Origin of the sequence: Pseudoalteromonas sp. SS15 (assembly GCF_049257195.1) — a bacterium.
Lineage (GTDB): Bacteria > Pseudomonadota > Gammaproteobacteria > Enterobacterales > Alteromonadaceae > Pseudoalteromonas.
In genome coordinates this window covers 58,807-66,411 of record NZ_JBMMUD010000013.1, presented here as the reverse complement: position 1 = coordinate 66,411, position 7,605 = coordinate 58,807, and the positions used below count along the sequence as shown (strand labels likewise).

The window sequence follows — 7,605 nt, the reverse complement described above, 5'->3', positions numbered from 1 at the left end:
ACCGTATACTTTTGCAAGTACGTTAGTGATTGCTGCAGTTAGAGTTGTTTTACCGTGGTCAACGTGGCCGATTGTACCTACGTTTACGTGCGGTTTCGAACGTTCAAACTTTTCTTTTGCCATGACGGAACCTATAAGTAAGATTTATGTGTATCTAGATTACATATAAAAATAACCCGCAAAATGCAGATTAAAATTATTCTTCAATTATTAAGTATTTTTATGACAAGTCAAAGGAAGTATTTTGGAAGATTCTTGGACTGGTGCTGATAGGCAGATTTGAACTGCCGACCTCACCCTTACCAAGGGTGCGCTCTACCGACTGAGCTATATCAGCACACCAGAACTCTGGAGCGGGCAGCGGGAATCGAACCCGCATCATCAGCTTGGAAGGCTGAGGTAATAGCCATTATACGATGCCCGCTTTAGGAACCTGTTATTCAACTACCTCTAACCGTCAAGAATAAAGTGGTGGAGGGGGCTGGATTCGAACCAGCGAAGGCAGAGCCGTCAGATTTACAGTCTGATCCCTTTGGCCGCTCGGGAACCCCTCCACGTCAAAAATTCTTGCCTAAAGCGCCTCATAGTGAGGGTAAATAAATGGTGCCGACTATCCGAGTCGAACGGATGACCTACTGATTACAAGTCAGTTGCTCTACCAACTGAGCTAAGTCGGCACTGCTTTAGTACGGGGCAGGATTCTAGAGCAAGGTTTGGGGCGATGCAACAAGAATCTGAAAAAAAATCAAAGTTTCTTGTTCAAATGCTCACATTTACAACAAAAAAGCCAAAAAACACCTATTTGTGTATGAATTCACACCAGTTTCTCAACCCTTTTAATACCAGGTCATCGACATATACACTTGGCTTTTTAAAGTGAAGTTGTAATAACTCGCCATATCCACCAGCAAAAATCACCTGAATATCGTCAAAATCACTCTTTAATTGTGCGATACCCGCTTCAACAGCACCTAAGGTGGCAATCAAGGCACCATTCTTAACAGCATTTGGCGTGTTTCTACCAAGATCAGGTAAGAATAAACTTTCTGAATCTGAAAATACCTTTTGCGTGTTGCTTACTAAGCTTTCGATCATCATATCTAAACCGGGTAAAATCCACCCACCTAGATGCTCACCAGATTTAGTGACCACATCGACTTTACTTGCCGTGCCCGAATCTACCACTACACAATGTTTATTTGGGTATAAATAATGACAAGCAACCACCCCCAACCAACGGTCAATGCCGAGGTTTTGAAATTGCGGATAAGCACATTTAACGGCACCTAGCTGCGCTGTCACGTTTGCTTGTAATAAAGGAATGCTGAATTGCTTTGCTTTAGCCGTTATATTTGCAAGCAACTTATCGGGCCCAACTTGCGCAATTGCGATTTCTTTAACCGCAGGCCAATTAATATCGGCTTCTTCAATAAAGGTGATGTTGCTATTTACTTCACTGGCAACTTTTAATGCGGTATTACCCACATCGACTAACAATCTCATTCTATTATTTCCTTACGCAATGAAATCTCTCCACCGTAATAGCTTTTCACTTCACCATCTTGGCGCAGCACAATCCCACCTTGCGCATCGATACCTTCACAAATACCGCGCCATTGCCTTTGTCCAGTAGAAAGGCAGACTACTTCTCCAGCAAATGCGTTTAATGTATTCCACTGCGAGACCATCTCGGTTAAACCTGACACCTGATATTGCGCTAATCTTTCATCAAGGGCATAAGTTAAATGTGCTACCAGTTTATCTTTATCTAGAACATGACTGTGGGAAGCTATGTCTGTCCAAGGTTGATCGATTTGCTGTGATGCCGTTTCAGGCATTTGTAAATTAATACCTATACCTATCACTAAATGACATGGCCCTTCAACCTGACCATCTAATTCGACCAATACGCCGGCTAGCTTTTTATGATTCAGATAAATATCGTTGGGCCACTTCAGCGCCACTTCTAAGCCATAAAGCGCTTTTAATGCATCATAGACCGCAAGACCTACCGCAATAGACACGCCCATCGCTGCTTGCAATCCATCGTCTAAGCGCCAGTAATAGCTGTAATACAGATTGGCACCAAATGGAGATTGCCAAGTACGGCCGCGACGGCCACGCCCTGCTTCTTGCATTTCAGCGACCAGCACTTGCCCTGAATTAATCGGCAATTTATTTTGCACACGGCGCATTAATTCTGAATTGGTTGAATCAATAATAGGCATCACTTCAAGCTGTTTTTGCTGCCCCGACAGCGCTTGGTAATACTGATTTACAGCTGATTCATTAAGCAAAGGAACACTATGGTTAAGTTTGTAACCTTTGCCACTGAGCTTAAAGATGTCGATGCCCATTTCTTGTAGCGACTTAATATGTTTCGATACCGCAGCGCGAGAAATATCTAAGCTTTCACCTAAATGCTGCCCGGACACAAACTCTCCCTTATTAAGGGCTTTTAAAATAGCCAGCTTGTTCCCTTGTGGTCCTTTATAACTCATGCTTGCACACCTTGTAGTTGCACATTGCCATTTGCAGCAATCACACGCACTTCATGTTCTAGTTGTACATTGAATTTTTGCCACACACTTTGTTGGATATGTTGGATCATGGCTTTAAGATCTGAGGCTGTACCCGCACCTTGATTAACCAGTACTAATGCTTGTTTGTGATACACGGCAATGCCCCCTAACTCAAAGCCCTTGAGCCCGGCTTGTTCAATCAACCAGCCAGCGGCCAATTTTGTATGCTTAGCATCTGCTGGGTAATTTGGCATATCAGGATACTGCTTTAACAAAGTTTGCACTTGTTCGCTTCCCACAATGGGGTTTTTGAAAAAACTACCAGCATTGGCTAGCTTTTTCGGATCAGGGAGTTTACTTTGTCGTATTTCAATCACCTTGTTAAATACCTGCTGTGCAGTGACCGTATTTTTATCAAGCGATTGTAAGGGTCCATAGCTAAGTACAGGCTGCCATTGTTTAGGTAGCTCAAACAGCACTTCGGTAATAATAAACGTATCTTTTAACGCCTGCTTAAACACAGACTCTCGGTAAGCAAAACCACACTCAGCTTGCGCTAGTTCTACAAATTGGGCTTTGGCAATATCATAACCTTTGACCGATTTAATGAACTGCCCAACTTCAACGCCATAAGCACCAATGTTTTGTACGGGAGCAGCGCCCACCGTCCCCGGGATTAAGGCCAGATTTTCAAAACCAAAAACGCCGAGTTCGAGTAAATGAATAACCAGTTGATGCCAGTTCTCACCTGCGGCAGCACGAACATGCCAAACATCTTGCTGCTCTATCACTATTATGCCTTTATTTGCAATTTTTAATACTGTGCCAGCAAAGTCTTCAATAAAGACCGTATTGCTACCCTCACCCATTACATAGCAAGGCTCAGAAAAGTCGAGCTCAGTGAGGTTATCTGGATGAGTAATGGTTATGAGCGCTGCACAGTGGGCAGGTAAAGCAAAAGTATGGAGCGATTGGACTGATGGCACGTTCAACCTAACAAATAATATAGTAATCGGGCTAGTTTACCCTATGCTCTGCCTGTACGCACCTATGTGATCTTATCCTTAAGCATGATATAAATGCCGCTCGTTTACTCAATCCGTGCAAGGATAAACAATGAAAAAAACTGCTTTAGCCGCAAGCTTAATGCTGGCAGGCTTCTCTCACGGCGCATTGGCAACACAGGCGTTCGACGAACATACCTATGCAAACCTAAAAGATGTAGTGAGTACCCACCTACACTTAGACCTAGACGTTGATTTTGCAGATAAACAACTAGAAGGCTTTGTAGAGCACACCCTTGATTGGCAAAACGTATCAGCGCGCACCCTAGTTCTAGATACACGCGACCTTGAAATAGATAAGGTGATGTACCAAGGTAAAAATGGCCAATGGCATAAAGCAGATTTCACCCTCGCACAACGCAATGGCGTAAAAGGCGCAAAGCTGACCATTCACTTTAAAGAACAAGCTAAAAAAGCCCGTATTTACTACAACAGCTTACCGCAAGCGTCAGGTCTACAATGGTTAACACCGGTACAAACTGCCAGTAAAACACACCCGTTTATGTACAGTCAGTCACAAGCAATTCATGCGCGCAGCTGGATCCCAGTGCAAGACACGCCAGCAATGCGTACAACCTATACTGCCCGTATTCAAACACCAAAAGATGTTCGTGCTGTCATGAGTGCAGATAACTCAGAAGCATTTGTCAAAGATGGCGACTACTGGTTTGATATGCCGCAGGCTATTCCACCTTACCTCATTGCGATTGGTGCGGGTAACCTTGAATATAAAGAAATGTCGCACCAGACTGCGATTTTCGCAGAGCCACAAATTCTTGATGCCTCAGTGGCAGAGTTTAATGACACACAGGCGATGATCGACAAAACCAACGTGATGTACGGTGAATATGCATGGGGTCGATACGACCTACTGATGCTGCCACCTAGCTTCCCGTTTGGCGGTATGGAAAATCCACGCCTGTCATTTATTACCCCAACCGTTGTTGCTGGTGACAAAAGCCTAGTTAATCTAATCGCCCACGAACTTGCGCATTCTTGGTCAGGCAACCTAGTGACTAACGCGACGTGGGAAGACTTATGGCTAAATGAAGGTTTCACCTCTTATGTTGAAAACCGCATTATGGAAGAAGTATTTGGCCGCGATCGTGCGGTAATGGAACAAGCACTAGACGCAGCAGGCCTTCGTGCACAGCTTAAAAATATCCCAGCACCTGACACACGCCTTAATTTGAAGCTGAATGGTCGCGATCCTGATGATGCGTTCAGCAAAGTACCCTATATCAAAGGTCAGCTATTCTTAATTTACTTAGAAGAAAAGTACGGTCGTGCGCGCTTTGACGAATTTGTAAAAGGCTACTTTGCAAAGTATTCGTTTAAGTCTCTAACAACCGCCGAGTTTGTTGAATACCTAAATACGCATCTACTAGAAAAGCACCCTGGTATCGTGTCTCTTGAAAAGGCCAAAGAATGGATCTATGAGCCTGGCTTACCTGCAGATGCGCCAAACCCAACTTCCGATGCATTTAATAAAGTCGATGCTGCAACAGCAGCTTGGTTAAAAGGTGATAAAGGCTTAACCGATTTACCAACAAACGCTTGGACAGTGCACGAGTGGTTGCACTTCTTAAATAACCTGCCGCGTGATTTGAGCCTAGACAAAATGGCTAAATTAGATGCAGCATTTAACCTAACCAACTCAACTAACGCGGAGCGCGCATTTGCTTGGTATATGTTGGCAGTGGGTAATGGTTATGAGGCTATTTATCCGGCGTTGGATAAACACCTTACTAGCATTGGCCGCCGTAAGCTTATCGTGCCTTTATATAAGTCGCTTGTGCAACACGGCAAACGCGATTGGGCACAAAAGGTATATAACAATGCACGTCCGGGTTATCACCCGTTAGCACAAGGTACTGTGGACGCGATTTTTAAATAAACACAGTATAAATATATAAACAAAAAGGGCCTGACTACGGCCCTTTTTGCTTTCTATAGCTCAATTTAACAAATGCACTTGAATCGTGTTTAATTCACTTTAACCGCTTTCAAAAACGCCTCTCGCTGCTTTTCATCGGCCTGTTGCCACCAATAGTGCAACATGAGCTCTGCACTTGGGTGCGTTACCCCTTCAATCTGTTTTCTACTCTTAGGTGCAATCTGTGTTGTAATCGCCATTGGCGTTGCTGCAGTTTGAACAGTTGCTGCAACCACTGCGGGAGCGGTCACGGCTTTTGGTTTAACTTTGACAGCCACTTGTTGAGATTTATTCGGTGCTATTACATATACACTTGGTGATTTAGCAAACTGCTCGGCAGCATCCGCATCTTTTGCCCTATCAAAAGCAACACGATATTGGCCATCTTGCGTGATATTCACTTCAACCCAAAAAGGCGCTGATGACACGGTTTGATGTTCATCATAATCAAGCTCATATAGGTCGCTATATTTTATCTGTACTTTGTGAGTACCGATTGGCAAATCAAAGTCGAGTTTCTTACTAAACAAAGAATGTTCAACTTGCTTGCCATTGACTGTGATTGGGATCAGCTCTTCTGGAAAGCTCAGTGTTGCAGCCTGCACTGCAAAGTTAAAACTCCCCAACAAAATCGCTAAAATTAAGCCTTTAGTTTGACTCATTGCACACTCCCTCATTGAATTTTTATCATCTAACCGTTTGCAGTTTGACAGTTCATAGTTTCTTTGTCATTAGTGTATAGATACTAAAACAGTCTAATAAACCGATAGATAGCAACAACATACTTTTAGGATAGATCATGGCCCAAGCCACCATTTTTGACAAAATTATTAGTAAAGAAATTCCTGCCGATATCATCTATGAAGATGAACACACACTGGCTTTTCGAGACATTAATCCGCAGGCTCCCTTTCATGTACTGGTGATCCCTAAAACGCCCATCGCGACCATCAATGATGTCAATGAAACTAACGCCCATTTAATTGGTCAACTTTACGTGGTGGCGGCAAAGTTGGCAAAAGAGCATGGCTTTGCAGAAGATGGTTATCGTGTCGTGATGAATTGTAATGAGCATGGGGGCCAAACTGTTTTTCATGTTCACTTACACGTACTGGCTGGTTTAGAAATGGGCTGGCCGCCGTTTACAAATAAGAAAAAAGAATTAATTTAAAAAATTCTGCGTTAATGAATGTAAATGAATAAGCTATTAATGCGGCTAACAAAATAATAACATTATCAATTGGTTAAAATTGAAAATGCCAATTAGTCGCATTATTTAACAAAAATGCTTGTATATATAGCAAAATTTTCTATATTTTTAGTAGCAAACTCATACAAAAGGTCTGAGTCGCGTGTTAGCATTAAAGCAATAATTTGAATGAGAGCGTCCATTTAAAATGAGCAGTACCGCCTTTTTACTTTTAGATAAAGAGCCAATTAATACAATTGGCATTAATGTCCTTCAACCTTTACTCAAAACCCAAGGTTTAGAAGTTACTACCGGCACAGACATTACTGAAGTGCCAGAAGATACAAGATTGTTATTCATCGAAACCGCACAAAACGATGCATGGAACAAACTAAAAGAACATTTAGTTAAGCTAAAAGTAAATTGCGATATCGTGCTATTTAATCTAGACGAGAACCCTGAACTTGCAAACCGTGCATTGCTAAGTGGTATTCGCGGCGTGTTTTACACCACAGACAACGCTGATGTACTGATGAAAGGGATCCGTTTACTGATGGAAAACCAACTTTGGTATCGTCGTGACATCATGTGTAATGCCCTTAACCGTATGTTGCAATTTAATAAAGATGCACTTCATAAACTCACTGAAGGCGATATTGAACCGGTTAAGTTGACCAAACGTGAAAAAGCCATCATTTCACTGATGAGTAAGGGTGCGAAGAACAAAGAAATCGCCGAAGATTTAAATATCAGCCCGCATACAGTTAAAACACACCTTTACAGTGCATTCAGAAAGACTAAATGTCGTAACCGAATTGAATTATTGTCTTGGGCGCAACAAAATATCCCAGACGAAATTCGTTAACAAAACAATTCTCAAAAGAGGAAGCCTAG

At 42.6% G+C, this 7,605-nt stretch carries 8 protein-coding genes and 4 tRNA genes; 3 read left to right on the top strand and 9 right to left on the bottom strand.

What is annotated here, in order from left to right; translation table 11 throughout:
* The 8 genes from AAEU28_RS19875 to murB form a co-directional block, all read right to left on the bottom strand.
* The coding region (locus AAEU28_RS19875) for a GTP-binding protein (RefSeq protein WP_249297365.1) at positions 1 to 123 on the bottom strand (123 nt) is incomplete at its 3' end.
* A gap of 138 nt (positions 124 to 261) precedes the next feature.
* Positions 262 to 337 (bottom strand) — tRNA-Thr (locus AAEU28_RS19870).
* A gap of 12 nt (positions 338 to 349) precedes the next feature.
* A tRNA-Gly gene (locus AAEU28_RS19865) sits at positions 350 to 424 on the bottom strand.
* A 45-nt stretch (positions 425 to 469) separates the two neighbouring features.
* A tRNA-Tyr gene (locus AAEU28_RS19860) sits at positions 470 to 554 on the bottom strand.
* A 47-nt stretch (positions 555 to 601) separates the two neighbouring features.
* A tRNA-Thr gene (locus tag AAEU28_RS19855) sits at positions 602 to 677 on the bottom strand.
* A 121-nt stretch (positions 678 to 798) separates the two neighbouring features.
* Positions 799 to 1,503: a type III pantothenate kinase gene (locus AAEU28_RS19850; protein WP_421965653.1), complete on the bottom strand. Its 705-nt coding sequence runs from the start codon at positions 1,501 to 1,503 to the stop codon at positions 799 to 801.
* Entirely contained in the window at positions 1,500 to 2,501 is a 1,002-nt protein-coding gene (gene birA / locus AAEU28_RS19845; protein WP_421965652.1) for a bifunctional biotin--[acetyl-CoA-carboxylase] ligase/biotin operon repressor BirA, read from the bottom strand. The genes AAEU28_RS19850 and birA overlap by 4 nt, the downstream gene beginning before the upstream one ends.
* Positions 2,498 to 3,508, bottom strand: a complete 1,011-nt coding sequence (gene murB / locus AAEU28_RS19840; protein ID WP_421965651.1) for a UDP-N-acetylmuramate dehydrogenase — start codon at positions 3,506 to 3,508, stop codon at positions 2,498 to 2,500. Before murB ends, birA begins: the two co-directional genes overlap by 4 nt.
* 130 nt (positions 3,509 to 3,638) lie before the next feature.
* Here murB and AAEU28_RS19835 point away from each other — a divergent pair, with 130 nt between their 5' ends.
* On the top strand, positions 3,639 to 5,483 hold the full coding sequence (locus AAEU28_RS19835) for a M1 family metallopeptidase (RefSeq protein ID WP_421965650.1): 1,845 nt from the start codon (positions 3,639 to 3,641) through the stop codon (positions 5,481 to 5,483).
* A gap of 89 nt (positions 5,484 to 5,572) precedes the next feature.
* Here AAEU28_RS19835 and AAEU28_RS19830 read toward each other — a convergent pair whose 3' ends face one another.
* Entirely contained in the window at positions 5,573 to 6,184 is a 612-nt protein-coding gene (locus tag AAEU28_RS19830; RefSeq protein WP_421965649.1) for a DUF2057 domain-containing protein, read from the bottom strand.
* A 137-nt stretch (positions 6,185 to 6,321) separates the two neighbouring features.
* Between AAEU28_RS19830 and AAEU28_RS19825 the strand changes: the two genes are divergently transcribed.
* Together AAEU28_RS19825 and AAEU28_RS19820 are read left to right on the top strand one after the other, a co-directional pair.
* Positions 6,322 to 6,693, top strand: a complete 372-nt coding sequence (locus AAEU28_RS19825) for a histidine triad nucleotide-binding protein (protein ID WP_390448774.1) — start codon at positions 6,322 to 6,324, stop codon at positions 6,691 to 6,693.
* Between the two features lie 226 nt (positions 6,694 to 6,919).
* Positions 6,920 to 7,576, top strand: a complete 657-nt coding sequence (locus tag AAEU28_RS19820; protein ID WP_138480030.1) for a helix-turn-helix transcriptional regulator — start codon at positions 6,920 to 6,922, stop codon at positions 7,574 to 7,576.
* Positions 7,577 to 7,605 lie beyond the last annotated feature (29 nt).

Excerpts from the sequence above, each read along its gene's own strand:
- AAEU28_RS19835 (WP_421965650.1), top strand. The coding sequence starts at position 3,639 with ATGAAAAAAACTGCTTTAGCCGCAAGCTTAATGCTGGCAGGCTTCTCT.
- AAEU28_RS19830 (WP_421965649.1), bottom strand. The coding sequence starts at position 6,184 with ATGAGTCAAACTAAAGGCTTAATTTTAGCGATTTTGTTGGGGAGTTTT.
- AAEU28_RS19820 (WP_138480030.1), top strand. The coding sequence starts at position 6,920 with ATGAGCAGTACCGCCTTTTTACTTTTAGATAAAGAGCCAATTAATACA.
- AAEU28_RS19825 (WP_390448774.1), top strand. The coding sequence starts at position 6,322 with ATGGCCCAAGCCACCATTTTTGACAAAATTATTAGTAAAGAAATTCCT.
- AAEU28_RS19850 (WP_421965653.1), bottom strand. The coding sequence starts at position 1,503 with ATGAGATTGTTAGTCGATGTGGGTAATACCGCATTAAAAGTTGCCAGT.
- birA (WP_421965652.1), bottom strand. The coding sequence starts at position 2,501 with ATGAGTTATAAAGGACCACAAGGGAACAAGCTGGCTATTTTAAAAGCC.